Source organism: Roseateles koreensis, from assembly GCF_028595305.1.
In the GTDB taxonomy this organism is placed as follows: domain Bacteria; phylum Pseudomonadota; class Gammaproteobacteria; order Burkholderiales; family Burkholderiaceae_C; genus Paucibacter_A; species Paucibacter_A koreensis.
This window is the reverse complement of the sequence record NZ_JAQQXS010000018.1, coordinates 70,313-84,178: the sequence shown is the minus strand read 5'-3', so window position 1 is coordinate 84,178 and position 13,866 is coordinate 70,313. Positions and strand designations below refer to the sequence as shown.

General features: G+C 64.3%; 10 protein-coding genes. 3 read left to right on the top strand and 7 right to left on the bottom strand.

Translation table 11 applies throughout. The features are described 5' to 3' along the window. The first annotated feature begins 406 nt into the window (after positions 1-406). On the top strand, positions 407-2,263 hold the full coding sequence (locus PRZ01_RS17510; protein ID WP_273598125.1) for a gamma-glutamyltransferase family protein: 1,857 nt from the start codon (positions 407-409) through the stop codon (positions 2,261-2,263). Positions 2,264-2,309: 46 nt separating this feature from the next. Here the strand turns inward: PRZ01_RS17510 and ubiM are convergent, their stop codons facing one another. The 3 genes from ubiM to PRZ01_RS17495 all read right to left on the bottom strand — a co-directional run bounded on the left by ubiM (position 2,310) and on the right by PRZ01_RS17495 (position 4,690). Further along, a complete protein-coding gene (gene ubiM, locus PRZ01_RS17505) occupies positions 2,310-3,644 on the bottom strand; it encodes a 5-demethoxyubiquinol-8 5-hydroxylase UbiM (protein WP_273598124.1) in 1,335 nt (444 codons plus the stop codon). Between the two features lie 66 nt (positions 3,645-3,710). Then, the gene (locus tag PRZ01_RS17500; protein ID WP_273598123.1) at positions 3,711-4,217 is read right to left on the bottom strand and encodes a disulfide bond formation protein B; all 507 of its coding nucleotides are present in this window, start codon (positions 4,215-4,217) and stop codon (positions 3,711-3,713) included. Beyond that, a complete protein-coding gene (locus PRZ01_RS17495; protein WP_273598122.1) occupies positions 4,214-4,690 on the bottom strand; it encodes a RidA family protein in 477 nt (158 codons plus the stop codon). The genes PRZ01_RS17500 and PRZ01_RS17495 overlap by 4 nt, the downstream gene beginning before the upstream one ends. Before the next feature lie 247 nt (positions 4,691-4,937). Here PRZ01_RS17495 and PRZ01_RS17490 point away from each other — a divergent pair, with 247 nt between their 5' ends. Then, the gene (locus PRZ01_RS17490) at positions 4,938-7,517 is read left to right on the top strand and encodes a DNA internalization-related competence protein ComEC/Rec2 (RefSeq protein WP_273598121.1); all 2,580 of its coding nucleotides are present in this window, start codon (positions 4,938-4,940) and stop codon (positions 7,515-7,517) included. On the opposite strand, the gene mltB is transcribed toward PRZ01_RS17490, so the two are convergent. Genes mltB through PRZ01_RS17470 form a run of 4 tightly spaced genes read right to left on the bottom strand, consistent with a single transcriptional unit; the run spans position 7,514 to position 12,801 of the window. Beyond that, positions 7,514-8,719 carry a lytic murein transglycosylase B gene (mltB, locus tag PRZ01_RS17485; protein WP_273598120.1) on the bottom strand — a complete coding sequence of 402 codons (1,206 nt, stop codon included), beginning with the start codon at positions 8,717-8,719 and terminating at the stop codon, positions 7,514-7,516. The two genes, PRZ01_RS17490 and mltB, sit on opposite strands and share 4 nt — an antisense overlap. Further along, positions 8,720-10,852 (bottom strand): transglutaminase family protein, encoded by a 2,133-nt coding sequence (locus PRZ01_RS17480; RefSeq protein WP_273598119.1) that lies wholly within the window; start codon positions 10,850-10,852, stop codon positions 8,720-8,722. Then, positions 10,849-11,856, bottom strand: coding sequence for a DUF58 domain-containing protein (locus tag PRZ01_RS17475; RefSeq protein WP_273598118.1), 1,008 nt, complete (start codon positions 11,854-11,856; stop codon positions 10,849-10,851). The genes PRZ01_RS17480 and PRZ01_RS17475 overlap by 4 nt, the downstream gene beginning before the upstream one ends. Positions 11,857-11,862: 6 nt before the next feature. After that, positions 11,863-12,801 carry an AAA family ATPase gene (locus PRZ01_RS17470; RefSeq protein WP_273598117.1) on the bottom strand — a complete coding sequence of 313 codons (939 nt, stop codon included), beginning with the start codon at positions 12,799-12,801 and terminating at the stop codon, positions 11,863-11,865. Between the two features lie 68 nt (positions 12,802-12,869). On the opposite strand from PRZ01_RS17470, the gene PRZ01_RS17465 reads away from it, so the two are divergent. Further along, positions 12,870-13,805 carry a histone deacetylase family protein gene (locus PRZ01_RS17465; protein ID WP_273598116.1) on the top strand — a complete coding sequence of 312 codons (936 nt, stop codon included), beginning with the start codon at positions 12,870-12,872 and terminating at the stop codon, positions 13,803-13,805. Positions 13,806-13,866: the final 61 nt, after the last annotated feature.

The window sequence follows — 13,866 nt, the reverse complement described above, 5'->3', positions numbered from 1 at the left end:
GTCGAACAATGACCGTAGAGAGCTAAGCGGAGCCGGTCAAGGCGACACAGCGCTCAGGTGCGCGTCAACTTGGGGGGATGTGGGGTGTTTGAGGGCGTTTGTCCCGGCTTTAGGGGACGGGTTGATAGGGGCCGGCGCTTGAAATGCGTGGCTTGCTGTCGGGTGGTGACAAATGGTGGCGATTGAGCTGGCGAGCTTATTTGTAAATTGCGGGTGCTCGGTTTGTGCTGCCTTGCTTTGACGCAAGGCGTCGGACCAAGGTGAATCGGGGTGGCTGGGGCTCAGCCAATCTCAGGCACACTCGGCCGCCTATGCGGGGAGGCACACGGTCATGCTGTCATTGGATCTGTTTTTATCTCATCATCAACGGGCGCCCTGGTGCTTAGGTCGCAAGTTGGCCATGGCCATGGCTCCGTTGATTCTGGGCTGTGCCGTGTCACAACAAGGCGAAGGACTGAGCCCTGAAGGCCAGACCAGCGTCTCGGCGGCTGCTCCGCCCCTGCAACAGCCGGAGGCAGCCAGTGATTGGCAAGACAAGCCGGGCTGGTATTTCGCGCGGCAAGCGGTGGCTGCCGCACACCCGCTGGCGGCGGCTGCCGGGCTTGAGATGTTGGACGCCGGCGGCACGGCCATGGACGCGGGCATCGCTGCGCAGTTGGTGCTGGGCCTGGTGGAGCCACAGTCCAGCGGCATCGGTGGCGGTGCCTTCTTGATGTATTGGGATGGCAGTAGCCTGAGCGCTGTTGACGGGCGTGAAACCGCGCCTGCAGGTGCGGATGAGCGCTTGTTTGTGCTGCCAACGGGCCAGCCGATGTCGTATGCACAAGCGGTAGTGGGCGGCCGCTCGGTGGGCACGCCTGGCCTTTTGCGCATGCTGGAGCAAGCTCATGCGCGCTTTGGAAGCCTGCCTTGGGCCCGCTTGTTCGAACCGGCCATTCGTTTGTGCGAGCAGGGCTATCCACTGACTGCGCGCAGTGCGAAATTGTTGACCGACGAGCGTTTTCTGCAGCAAGACCCGCAGGCCGGGACCTACTTTTTTGATGCGCAGCACAAACCTTGGCCTGCCGGGCATGTGATGCGCAACCCCGCCTTGGCCACCGTGTACCGGCAAGTGGCCCAGGGCGGCGCCGATGCTTTTTTGACAGGCCGGGTGGCGCAAGACATCGTTCACCGCGTGCGTGGCCATGCTTTCAACCCGGGGCTGTTGAGCGAGGCGGATCTGGCGGCTTACCAACCGCGTTTTCGCCAACCGCTGTGTGTGGAATGGCGCTTGGCATCCCATGCCGTGAGCGGAAACGGAAACGGTGCGTGGCAGGTTTGCGGCTTTCCGCCGCCGTCCTCCGGGCAACTGACGTTGATGCAGATTCTCGGCATGCTGCCTGAGCAGGACGCGGCGCAGGCTTTGTCGCAGGGGATTCCCGGTGCCGCGTGGTTGCACCGTTATGCCGAGGTGTCCAATCTGGCCTTCGCGGACCGGGCGCAGTACATTGCGGACCCAGATTTTGTGCCCGCTCCGGGCGGCGACTGGCGCCATTTGTTGGCCTCGGCATATTTGAATGAGCGCATGAGCCTGATCGGCCCGCGCAGCCTGGGCGCGGCCCATGCCGGGCAGCCGGCGCCCGCCCAGTCGCCGCGCATGAGTTGGGCGCCCCAGGCGGCACAGCCCGAGCATGGCACGAGCCATCTCAGCATCGTCGACGGGCGAGGCCACGCGCTGGCGATGACCACCTCCATCGAGGCAGGCTTTGGCTCGCGCATCATGAGTGACGGCGGCACCGGGCTGCCCGGCGGTTTTTTGCTGAACAACCAACTGACAGACTTTGCGCTCAACCCACGCGATGCGCAGGGGCGCCCGGTTGCCAACCGTGTGGAGCCCGGCAAAAGGCCGCGCTCCAGCATGAGCCCGACGCTGGTGTTTGAGCCAGGGCAGGGGCCGCTCGCGCGGGGACCGCTGTTGATGACCCTGGGTGCACCCGGCGGGCCGGCCATCATTCACTATGTGGCCAAGACGCTATTGGCCACACACGACTGGGGCATGAACCTTCAAAAGGCGGTGGCCTTGCCGAATTTCGGGGCTTTCAACGGGCCTTTGCTGCTGGAGCAGGGTATGTTTCCTGTTGCCACGGTGGAGGCTCTGCAGGCCCGTGGGCACCGTGTGATTCAGACGGATCTGAGCAGTGGCATCCAGGCGATCGAGCGCCAAGGGTCAGGTTGGTTTGGCGCCGCCGACCCGCGGCGCGACGGCACGGTTCAAGGCCACTAGTGCAACACAACACCGAGGGCTGCTCACCGAGGGCTGCTGATTCTGCTTAGAAGTTACCGCGCAGTTGCATCAATTGGCGCAACAGCGGCGGCAGGGGTGGTTTGCGTCCGGTGAGTTGCGCGGTGATGGCAGCCTTCAAGGGGGGCAGATGTTGGGCAACCTGGAGCACGCCGCGGCGCAGCACCCGTGCGGCAGGCCGGTCGTTGGTGAACAGTTTCACCACGGCATTGGTGCCTTGGTAAATGGGCCAGGTCTGGCGTCGGTGCAGATCGGCATAACGCTGCAGCCCGGCAGCATCGCCGAGGTCTCGGCCCGCTTTTTTCGAGGTACTCAAAATATGCGCCAGCGTCTCAACGCCGTAGAGCCCGAAGTTGTAGCCATGCGCCGTGACGGGGTGCATGCCCACGGCGGCGTCCCCAATCAGAGCTAGTCGCTGGCTGGCGAACCGGTGTGCGTAGGTGGCCACCAAGGGGTAGAAGTGGCGCGGCCCAGCAAGGCTCAATTCACCCAAGCGACCCTGCACTTGCTCGCTCACCCATTGCATGAAGCGCGCTTCGCTCCAGCCCAGCATATCGGTGGCATGGTCGGCGCGCAGGGTCAGAACAAGGGAGCTGCGATGGCCATTCAAGGGCAGAAGCGCGAGGGTGTGGCCGTAGTGAAAACATTCCAGCGCGCGGCCCTGGTTGGGCAGACTGTGTTGCAGCCGGCAGACGATGACGCTGCGGCCAAAGTCGCGCATCTCGGCGCCAATGCCCGCCCAGCGGCGCGTGGAAGAAAACCGGCTGTCTGCCGCAATCAACAGGGGGGCGCTGAGGGTCTCGCCATTGGCCAGGTTGACGCTGGCGCTTTGCTCCTCCAACCTGAGGCCGGTGACTTTGGCATCGGGGCGGATGCGGATCATGTCGCCCCGTTTTTGCGCTCCTTGGAACGCAATGCGCCGCAAGTGATGGTTGGCCACCAGTTGCCCCAAGTGATCTCGCCCGGAGCCTTCGGCATTGAATTCGAGCGAGGCCGCAAACAAGGAGGGCGAACCCGGCGCAGCAGCACTTGGTGCGGCGCGGCTCAGGCCGTTGAAGACAAACGCTTCACGCAGCGGTGAAATTTCATCGGCGGGCAGATCTTGCCACTGGCCCAAGGTTTGCAGCAGGCCAACGCCTCGATGCGTCAGGGCGATTTCTCGCCCATCTTCAACTGGGTCGCTGAGGCTTTGCAGTGGCGATGCCTCCAGCACTTCGCTGGTGATCCCTGCATCAGCCAGCGCGCATGCCATGCTGAGGCCGACGGGGCCGGCGCCGATGACCAACACCTCGGGCGGGTGCCGAGCAGGCGTGCGGGGTTCTGGGCTGGCTTCCAGCTTGGCGGTAGGGCAGGGCGAGGTCATGCAGGCGCTCCAAGGACTCAATCCTGCGAGATTAGCCCGGCCTTTTGCCTGGCGCCTTGACGCGCATCAGCGCTTGCGCATTGCAATCATGCTGGCGATGCTGAAAGCGGCATACAGCAGCCCGCTCCAGACTTCATAGGGTAAGCCCAGCAGACGGTAGGCCGCCGCCTGCGCGCACGACGCCGTGACCATGAAGACCGAGGGCAGCCGCGATTCGAGGTCCAGTGCGGTCAGGATGCGATCGGCCAGCGTCATGTCGCAGGACGCCAGCGCGGCTGCAACTTCGTGCTGAAACCAGGCGGACGCCACGCCCGCGAGGCTCAGCGCCAACACCAGCAGCAAGGCGACCTGGCGCGCTGGGCGCTGCGTGCGCAGCAGCCACCCGAGGCCCGCCACCCCGGCGATCAGCATGAAGATGCCCCGCTGCATCACGCACCAAGGGCAGGGTTTGACGCCAAACCCGTGCTGGGCGACCAAGGCCGCGGCCAAGGCGGCGAGACTGATCAGGCAGACAGCGGCCAGCGTGCGCGCTGGCATTGGGGAGGCTTTGAGAAACATTGTTTGGGTGCTCAAGCCTCGACTTCAACAATCATCTCGATTTCAACGCAGGCGCCCAAGGGAATTTGCGCCACTCCGAATGCACTGCGGGCGTGCGCGCCCTTGACCGGCCCGAACACCTCGCCAATCAACTCCGAACAGCCGTTGGTCACGAGGTGCTGCTCAGTGAACTCAGCGGTGCTGTTGACCAGGCTCATCAACTTCACAATGCGTGTCACCTTGTTCAGGTCGCCCACGGCAGCGTGCAGCGTGCCTAGCAGGTCGATGCCGATGGCGCGGGCGGCGGCGCGGCCCGTGGCGGTGTCCACATCGCGGCCCAGTTGGCCGACCCAGGCTTTACCGTCTTTCTTGGCGATGTGGCCGGAGATGAAGATCAAATTGCCGGTTCGCACAAAGGGCACATAGGCGGCTGCGGGCACGGCCAGCGGCGGCAGGGTGATGCCCAGGGCGTTCAGTTGGTCGTAAACGGAGGTTGGGGTGCTGGACATGGTGCTCATGGGGTCTGGTTGAACGATTGAAATGGGCGGTAGCGCCAAGTAAAAGACGGGGAAATACTCGGCACCCAAAACGGGTTTTGGGGACGTGGCGCGATGCGCACAGGGCGCTTCTTTGGGCAATATGGAAGGCTTGCGGGCATCCTACACCGAGCCGAAGTGCCCGAGGGGTGCTCACCCATTGTTCACCCTGCAATCCACTCTGCGGCGCCATGCCTTGCCGAATGATGAATGAGTCCCGATGACGGTTGGCCGAACCCCGCCTTCTATCCCGCCTTCTACCCCGCCCGCCCGCCTGCATTTCTCTGCGCTGCATATTGCGGCGCCTGCCCTGGCTTGCTTGGTCGGCTTGGCGGTGTTGCAGCAATTGCCGGCGCTGCCCGGATGGTGCCTGACCATGGTGCTGTCGGGCTTGGGCGGTGTGCTTCTGCTGGGTTCTCTGCTGGGCTTGCGAAAGTCTCCTCCTGGCGTCTGGACGCACGGGCTGCTGCTTTGTCTGTGCCTTGCTCTGGGTGGGCTGTCTTTCGCGCAGGGGGCATGGCGGGCTCATAGTCGGCTGGATCAATCCCTGCCGCCTGCCTGGGAGGGGCGTGATGTACGGGTGCAGGGGCAAGTGGCCTCATTGCCTACGGTGTTGCAAGGGATGACAGGAGCAGGCGGCCTGCGCTTCGAGTTTGAGATCGATTCGGCACATGACGCGCAGACCGGCGAGGACCTGTCCCGCTGGGTACCGCCCCATATCTTGCTGTCTTGGTACGTTCAAGCCGAGGAGGCGCCGCCGAAGCTGATGGTCGGCGAGCGCTGGCAACTGCAGCTCCGCCTGAAGCAGGCCCATGGTTTGGTCAATCCCTTTGGGTTTGATGCTGAGTTGTGGTTGTTCGAGCAAGGGGTGCGGGCCACCGGCACCGTGCGGTCGCAAGCGCTGCCAGCCCCCCAACGCTTGGCGGCGGCGCCCTGGACATCCATCGATGCATGGCGGCAGCACCTGCGTGATGCTTTGTATGAGCGGGTGAATCAACCCGCACATGCGGGCATTCTTGCAGCGTTGAGCCTGGGCGATCAGGCGGCCATCAGCAAAGACGACTGGGCGGTGTTTCGCCTCACCGGCGTGGCGCATTTGCTTTCTGTCAGTGGGCTTCACGTGACGATGTTCGCCTGGGGCATGCAAGGCCTTGTCGCATGGCTTTGGCGGCGCAGCGGGCGGGCGTGTTTGGTTTTGCCTGCGGTTAGCGCCGCACGCTGGGCCGGGGTGATGGCTGCCGGCGCTTACGCCTTGTTTTCGGGCTGGGGTGTGCCTGCACAGCGCACCGTGTGGATGCTGGCGAGCCTGGCCTTGTTGCGCAGCCTGGGGGTGCGTTGGCCCTGGCCTTTGAGTTTGTTGCTGGCCGCCGTCATCGTCACCGCCATTGACCCTTGGGCGCTGTGCCAGGCCGGCTTTTGGCTGTCATTCATGGCGGTGGGGCTGTTGATGGCCAGTGGAGGCGGCGCCCAGGCGCCCGTGCCGGGTTGGCGTGGCCACATCAAGGCGGGGCTGCAGAGCCAATGGGTGGCCACACTGGGGCTGGCGCCACTCAGCCTGGTGTTTTTTCAGCAAATTTCGGTGGTGGGCTTGCTGGCCAATTTGATCGCCATTCCGCTGGTCAGCTTTGTCGTTGCGCCCCTGGCGCTGGCGGGTGCGCTCACGCCTGTGCTTTGGGTGCCCGCAGATTGGGCTGTGAGCGCCTTGATGGCCTATTTGCATGCCTTGGCGGCTTGGCCCTGGGCCGTGTGGAGCCTGGCTGTGGCGCCGGTCTGGGCACAGCTTGCCGGCCTGCTGGGCGGGGCCTTGTGCGTGATGCCGCTGCCTTGGCAATTGCGCTTGCTGGGCCTGCCCCTGGCGCTGCCTTTGCTGTGGCCCGCGCCTTGGCAGCCGCAAGCCGGTGAATTTGAAATCATGGCTGCCGATATCGGCCAGGGCAATGCGGTGCTGGTGCGCACCGCTCACCATCAGCTTTTGTTCGACACCGGCCCTCAACTTGCGCCGGGCATCGATGCGGGCGACCGCGTGCTGCTGCCTTTGCTCCACGCCTTGGGGGTGAATCGCCTGGATGTGCTGATGCTCAGTCATCGCGACAGCGACCATGTCGGTGGCGCCGGTTCGCTCATGGCGGGCTTGCCCGTTGAGGTGTTGCACAGTTCGCTCGAGCCCTCCAACGCACTGCTTGCGGACGCGCACCGCCGTGGCGTGCATTTGCGCCGCTGTGAACAAGGGCAGCACTGGAGTTGGGACGGCGTTCAGTTCGAGTTGCTGCATCCGCGCCCGGCGCACTACGAGCAAGGCCTGAAAAGCAATGCCATGTCTTGTGTGCTGCACGTGCGCAGCGCCAGTGGCGCGAGCGCCTTGCTGGCTGGCGACTTGGAGGCACCACAAGAATCAGCGTTGCTGGCGCAACTGGCTGCCGGGCAACTGCGCGCCCCGCTTCGCAGCCAGATGCTTTTGGTGCCGCACCACGGCAGCAAAACTTCGTCGTCCGCCGCCTTTCTGGCCGCCGTGGCCCCGCAATGGGCGGTGGTGCAAGCGGGCTATCTCAACCGCTTCGGCCACCCCGCGCCCAGTGTGCTGTCTCGCTATCAGGCGCAAGGCATCCAGGTGTTCGACTCACCGAGTTGCGGCGCTTGGCAATGGCGCAGCCAAGACCCAAGCCCTGGCCTGTGCCAACGCGCTCTGGCTCCACATTACTGGCAATGGCAGGCGCCAACCCGCAGCACGCGGTTTGGCCCTGAACCTCGGGTGGAGGAACCGGTACCGCCCGCGGGTGAATGGCCGGGTTTTGAGCCTTAGCGGGCGGGTGCCGACTGTTGTGCTGCCTTGCGCAACTCAGCCAGGGCTCGCCCCAAATCTATTACCGCAAAGGCGTAATAGCTGGACCAGTTGTAGCGGGTCAGGGCGTAGAAGTTGTCGGTGCCCAGCCAGTAGGACGGGGCTGCAGTCCCGTTTTGCAGTTCGATCACGGCCAGCGGGCCTGGGTGGTCGAGTGCGGCTTCTGACGGCACAGCGCCCAGGGCTTGCAGTTGGGGGATGCTGAAGCTGGGTTTGATGTCAGGTGTCAGCAGGGCGGCGCGGGCCTGGGTGTCGGCCGGCATGCGCAGACTGAAATGGGTGGGCAGGCCGGGCAGCCACCCTTGTTGAGCCAGATAGTTGGCGACGCTGCCGATGGCATCGGCAGGGTTGTGGATCAAGTCGACGCGGCCATCACCGTCGAAGTCGATGGCATAGCGGTTCCAACTGCCGGGCATGAACTGCGGCCAGCCCATGGCGCCGGCAAAGCTCCCTTTGATTTCAGCGGGATTGAGCGCCTCGCGGTGGCACAGCTTGAAAAATTCAGCCAGCTCATTGCGGAAGAAGGGGCTGCGATCGCTGCGGCCGGTGGGGAAGTCGAAGCTCAGTGTGGCCAGCGCGTCGATGACTCGAAAGCCGCCCGTGATCTGGCCGTAAAAAGTTTCCACGCCAATCAAGCCTGCAATCAATTCGGCGGGTACGCCAAAACGGGCTTCAGCGCGGGCGAGCGCATCGGCGTTTTGCTCCCAGAACTTGAGGCCCGCTTGAAGCCGCCGAGGCTCGACGAAACGTGCGCGGTAGGCTTGCCAGTCCTTCGCCTGACCAGCGGCTGCGGGCATGATGAGGCGCTGCACGATAGGCGTACTGCGGGCTTGGGCCAATTGCTCGCGCAGACGAAGGCGGCTGGCTTCGTCCCATTGCTGCTGGGCGGCGAATTCATCCGCAAATTGCATCAAGTCAGCACGTTCGCCAAAAGCCTGCGGCGCCTTGTCATGCACTTTTTTTACGGACTTGTTTTTGGCAGCCTTGTGCGCTTTGGCTGTCGCCCCAGCGGCCTCGGCCGCGAAGCCACCGCCCATGAGCGCGGCAATCAGGCTGGTCAAAGTGGCCATTTGGGTCAAGCCATGAGCCAGGTCCTGGAAAAGCTGTGGTGCGGTGCGGCGGGCAGGGGGCGTGAGGAGGGGCATCTGAGCGAACTTGTCCATTCAATTCTTATGGTCAGTATGGCGCAGCGGGGCCAGCGACTGCCAGAATGCGCGCCGCCATCGCAGCCGCGCCCGCCAGTGTTGCACCAGGGCGTGCGCGCCGTATCGGCTGCGCTCCAACTCAAGCAGCAAGTGCTGCGCGGGCCCAGCGGCCGCACCATGGGCTTGTTGCAAAAGTGCGGCCCATTGGCGCGGCCCCTGATGCGCTTGCGCAGCCACACCGCAGCGGCGCAGGGCCTTGATGATCTGTGCGCGTTGGCGGCTCCACGCGTCGTGCGGTCGTTGGTGCCACAGGGTCCACGTGCCGCCGGCCAGCGTCAGCAGTCCGATCAGCGCTGCACTAACCTGTCCCAGGGCCAACCAATCGGGCGCGCTCACCCCCACTGCGCGGAGCAAATCGAATTGGCTTTGCCGGGAGTAGTTCAAGACCTGCTGTTGCCAGCGATTGTTGACCGCTTCCCAGCCTTGTTGCAATGCATGCAGGCCTTGCCAAAGGTCGGGGTTCAGCTGGCCCAGGGCGCTGCCGAGCGCACCCATCGGCGCTTGCAGCGCCAGCCCTTGCAAAATGCGGTCGGGCGCGACGGCGGCTGTGGGGTCCACGCGCTGCCAACCGCGGCCTTTGATCCACACCTCGGCCCAGGCGTGGGCATGGCTGTTGCGGACAATCCAGTAGCCGTCCTGCATTTGGGCGTCCATGCCTTGAAAGCCGGTGACAACGCGGGCCGGCAGCCCTTGGGCGCGCATGATCACCACGAAGGCCGCGGCAAAGTGCTCGCAAAAGCCCAATTTGCGGTCGAACCAGAATTCATCAATCAAATGCGCTGAGTCGCGGCCATAGGCGCCCGGTGACAGGGTGTAGATGAAGCCGCCCTGGGCAATGTGTTGCAGCACCGCCTGGATGAGCGCTGGCGCGAGATGCCACTCATCCAGGCCGGCAAAACGAGGCTGCTGGCGTAGCGCGGCCGCCCATTCCAGGGTGCGGGGATTGAGCCCTGGCGGCAACTCGGTGGCGCTCTCCAGGCTCAGCGTTGCGTCCAGCGGGCCCAGCTGAAAGTCGGGATAGGCTTGGGCGTTCAGCCGCAGGCGTTCGGTAATCGGGCGGGGGGCGATCCATTGCAACTCGGGCGCTCGGCGCAGGCTGAGGCTCTCCAGCCGCAGTTCGCTGCCGGCGGCTTCGGGGCTCATTTCAAGCAGCGGCAGCACATTGATGCGCAGCGGCTCTAGCGTCAACTCGTAGTTCAGCGCGGTGCCGTGCAGGCGCAAGGCGTCGGCCGCAGTGCGCCATGGCTTTTGCACCGGTGGGGTGAAAGGGGTGTCGGCGGTGGGGCGCCAAGTGCGGCCATCGAATTGCGTCAGCACCTGTCCACGGAAGTAACGCGTTTTTGCAGCGGGTGGCGGGCCTTGGAAGCGCAGGCGCATGGCGATGCTGTCGTCGTTGGCGACTTCTGACAGCGCACCCAGGTCCAGGTTACTGGACAGGCCGGTGCGGCCCACCGCATCGGCAGGCACGCCCCACAAAGGCGCGATGCGGGGAAAGAGCAGAAACAACAGCACCATCACCGGCAAGCCCAGCAAGGTGGTGCGGGCGGCCAAGCCTGCAGCCCGTTTGAGGGTGGGCTGCCCGACGGGCATTTGCGCCAGCACAACGGCACTCAGCAAGGCCCAGACGCACAGCAAGGTCCACAAGGCGATGAGCAGTGATTGTGAATACAGGAATTGCGTGAGCACCAGAAAGAAGCCGAGAAAGAACACGACGAAGGCATCTCGCCGGGCGCGCAACTCCATGGTTTTCAGGGCCATCAGCATGGTCAATAAGGTCAAGCCGGCTTCTCTGCCCAGCAAACCATGGTGCGTCACCCAGGTCAAGGTGACTGACAAGCACATGACCAGCACCAGCAGCCACCGGCCAGGCAAGGGGCGCCCCTGCCAAGCCAGGACCGCTCGCCAGAGCAGAATCACGCCAGTGAGCACGGACGCCCACAGCGGCAAATGCCCTGCGTGGGGCATCAGCGTGGCGGTGATGCAGGCCAGCAAGAACAGCGTGTCCCGGCCTTCTCGGTTGGGAGCGGCCCATATTTGTCGCCCGCTTATCTCGGGCTTGCGGGCGGTGTGTGGCGATGGCGCCGGGTTCATGGCGCAGCGTCCACCAAGGCCAGCCATTCAAGACATTGCTGGCGGTGCACCGACCCCAGTCCCAAGGTAGATTCTTGGGCTCCTAAGCGCAACTGATAAGGCGCTTGACTTCGCTCTGCCGCCAGCACCCAGGCACACAGCCGGGACAGCCGAGCTTCGAGGGGGAGCCCTGCAGTGTCTCGCCAGTCGAAGCAAAGTGCTGCGTTGGCCGGGGCTTGGGCGTCGCGCACCCACCAGCCTGATGGGGCCCGGCCGGGTGCGCCTTGCTGCGCCTGCGCCGCCTTCTTCCACAGCACCTGACGCATGGAGTCGCCATGGCGGTAGGGGCGGACGCCTTCAAAATCCTGGCCTCGGCCGCTTGCGGCGCGGGTTGAAGGGCTGGGGTCGGTTTGCGTGCCGCCGGCTGGGGGGTGGGCCGGGAAGGGCGGGGTGGGCGTTTCAGCCTGCGGATAAATCCAGGCCTGGGCCGCTGGGCGCCACACACTCCAAGCGTTGAACAGACCCAGGGGAAAGCGCGTGGTGATCTGCAGCGGCGGCAACGCCACATGGCCGCGCCGGCTTGCCGGCCAGCGCAGGTGAATCACGACGTGGCCTTGGGCGGGCACGTCGGCCCAGGCAATGTCCTCGAACGCGCTGCCTTGCACCTGCACGCCAATGCCCCAGCGGGCGTGCCCGAGGTTGTGCACGCGAATTTCGAGCTGAAGGTCGTCGCCGGCAAACGCGGGTTCGGGTGACTTCAGGTCGAAGCTCAAACCGCGCAAATTTCCGTGCGTCAGGTGCATGGACGCAAAGCCCGCCCCGCCCAACAAGAACGTGAGCAAATAACCCAGGCTCAGCTGGTCGTTGATGGCCCCCACCAGCAACACCAGCAGCGTGGCGCAAAAGGCGAGCCCGGCCGGGCTGGGCATGATGTAGATATTGCGCTGCCCCAGCAAGGCGGTGTCGCTCAAAGGGTGGCGGGCCTGCACCCAGTGGCGCCAACGGCGTTGCAGAGCAGATTTCATACCCATTCAGGGCAGGGCGACGGCTTCGATCATGGCCCGCACCTGCTCGCGTGCGCCGCGGCCGGCACCGGCTTTGGGCCGCAGCCGATGGGCGATTGTTTGAGGCAGGATGGCTTGCACGTCCTCCGGGGCGACAAAATCGCGCCCGTCTAACAAGGCCCGCGCCTTGGCGGCGCGCAACACGCCCAGGCCGGCACGCGGGCTCAAGCCATCGACAAACCATTGGCCTGAGCGACTGGCCTGGATCAGGGCCTGCAGATAGTCCAGCAGGGCCGGAGCGGTGTGAATGTGCTTTGCGGCCAACTGGGCAGCCAGAACATCTGTGGGCGTCATCACCGGCTTTAAAGCCCGTAAGGCCTCGCGGCTGTCTTGGCCGGCCAGCAATTCGCGCTCGGCCGCCCGGTCGGGGTAGCCCAGCGAAATGCACATCAGGAAGCGATCCAACTGCGACTCTGGCAAGGGATAGGTGCCCAGCTGCTCGCTCGGATTTTGGGTGGCGATGACGAAGAATGGCTGCGGCAGCGCATGGCTGACGCCGTCCACGCTGACCTGGCTTTCTTCCATGGCTTCCAGCAGCGCGCTCTGGGATTTGGGACCGGCGCGATTGATCTCATCCGCCAGCAAGACTTGCGCGAAAACCGGGCCTGGGTGAAAGACGAATTGCCCTTGGCGGCTTTCAAAGATGCTGACACCCAGCAAATCGGAGGGCATCAGGTCAGCCGTGAACTGCAAACGCGAAAATTGAAGACCCATGGAAATTGCCAGGGCATGGGCGAGGGTGGTTTTGCCGACGCCAGGCAGATCCTCAATCAGCAAATGCCCGCCCGCAATCAAGCACGCAACACAGTCGCGAATTTGGGTCGGTTTGCCTTTGACGATCGTGCTAACCTGCTGCTGCAGCGTTGCCAAAAGGGTTGTGCTGTGCTGGCGTAGTGCTGAACTCATGCGGGCACCATAGCAAAAATCCGGCCGGTCGATTGCTCGAAGAACTCGACTCTTTCTTCTTTTTGCCCATGTCCACAGCCTACTTGAGCCACCCCCACTGCCGCCGGCACGACATGGGGCCCGGCCACCCTGAATGTCCCGAGCGCCTGAGCGCCATTGACGATTGGCTGATTGCCAGTGGCATCGGCGAAACACTGGTGCACCATGAAGCCCCAGAGGTCAAGATGGCGGACGTTGAGCGCGCGCACACCCATGGCTATGTGGCTGAGGTGTCTGAGGTGCTGCAAACCTGTGCTGCGACGGGTACCAGCCATGCCATGGATCCCGACACCGTGGCCTGCCCGCATACTTGGGCGGCCGCCTTGCGCGCGGCAGGTGCGGCGGTTGAGGCCACGCAATTGGTGCTGGACGGTCGGCATGAAAACGCGTTTTGCGCCGTGCGCCCGCCCGGACACCACGCCACGCGTGACCAGAGCATGGGATTTTGCTTTTTCAACAACGTGGCCATCGCCGCGCGCTACGCCTTGGACGTGCGCGGTTTGCAGCGGGTGGCCATTGTCGACTTTGACGTGCACCACGGCAATGGTACAGAAGACATCATTGCCGGCGATGACAGGGTGCTGATGGTCAGCATTTTTCAGCACCCGCTGTACCCGTACAACGGCGCCGTGCCCAAGGGCGAGAACATGGTGAACGTGCCTGTGCCGGCATACACCAAGGGCCTTGAGGTGCGCGAAATGGTCGAGGCCATGTGGCTGCCGGCCCTCGAGCGCTTCAAACCGCAGATGATTTTCATCTCCGCTGGATTTGATGCCCACCGGGAGGACGACCTCGGGCAACTGGGCCTCGTCGAGGCCGACTACGAATGGCTGACCTTGCGCGTCATGGATGTGGCGGCACGCCACGCCAAGGGGCGCATTGTCTCTTGCCTGGAGGGCGGCTACCACCTGGGCGCCTTGGCGCGCAGTGTGGGTGTGCACCTGCGTGCACTGTCGGGTGTGTGACGCTGTGGTCGTGGTGTTGGCCCATGCCGTGGTGATGGCAGGGGCCGTAGCCGTGGCAGAA

Coding starts and splice junctions, on each gene's coding strand:
- PRZ01_RS17510 (WP_273598125.1), top strand. CDS start 407: ATGGCTCCGTTGATTCTGGGCTGTGCCGTGTCACAACAAGGCGAAGGA.
- ubiM (WP_273598124.1), bottom strand. CDS start 3,644: ATGACCTCGCCCTGCCCTACCGCCAAGCTGGAAGCCAGCCCAGAACCC.
- PRZ01_RS17495 (WP_273598122.1), bottom strand. CDS start 4,690: ATGTCCAGCACCCCAACCTCCGTTTACGACCAACTGAACGCCCTGGGC.
- PRZ01_RS17490 (WP_273598121.1), top strand. CDS start 4,938: ATGACGGTTGGCCGAACCCCGCCTTCTATCCCGCCTTCTACCCCGCCC.
- mltB (WP_273598120.1), bottom strand. CDS start 8,719: ATGGACAAGTTCGCTCAGATGCCCCTCCTCACGCCCCCTGCCCGCCGC.
- PRZ01_RS17480 (WP_273598119.1), bottom strand. CDS start 10,852: ATGAACCCGGCGCCATCGCCACACACCGCCCGCAAGCCCGAGATAAGC.
- PRZ01_RS17475 (WP_273598118.1), bottom strand. CDS start 11,856: ATGAAATCTGCTCTGCAACGCCGTTGGCGCCACTGGGTGCAGGCCCGC.
- PRZ01_RS17470 (WP_273598117.1), bottom strand. CDS start 12,801: ATGAGTTCAGCACTACGCCAGCACAGCACAACCCTTTTGGCAACGCTG.
- PRZ01_RS17465 (WP_273598116.1), top strand. CDS start 12,870: ATGTCCACAGCCTACTTGAGCCACCCCCACTGCCGCCGGCACGACATG.